1 protein-coding gene is annotated in these 305 nt (G+C 47.9%); it reads left to right on the forward strand.

Annotated features, from left to right (window positions below):
* Positions 1–21 precede the first annotated feature (21 nt).
* Complete coding sequence (locus tag FS628_RS30380) at positions 22–201, forward strand: hypothetical protein (RefSeq protein ID WP_145326668.1); 180 nt, start codon at positions 22–24, stop codon at positions 199–201.
* The last annotated feature ends 104 nt before the right edge of the window (positions 202–305 follow it).

Below are 305 nucleotides of genomic sequence, written 5' to 3' on the forward strand. Positions count from 1 at the left end.
GATTGAGGGTAGAAAGGGTTGGTGGAAGGATTTGAAGGGGTAGAGGGGGTAGAGGGAGAGAATGTAAGTATTATGGGTATGAAGATTGGAGGGGGTTGTGTGGATGAGTTGGGGAAGGAAATGGTTGTTGGTGAAAGGAGGAGGCTGGAAGAAGTTAATGGGGGGTTGAAGGTGGGTGGAAGTGTGAGATTTGGGGTGTAGGAATGTGATGGGGTGAGATCGGCAATTGATTTGAAGAGTGGATAGAAAGTGAGGGTAAGAGGTTCTGATGAAATGAGGAGGAAGAGGTAGACGGTGCTGATGAT

The sequence above is a fragment of the Paenibacillus xylanexedens genome (assembly GCF_007676705.1).
Taxonomy (GTDB): Bacteria; Bacillota; Bacilli; order Paenibacillales; family Paenibacillaceae; genus Paenibacillus; species Paenibacillus xylanexedens_C.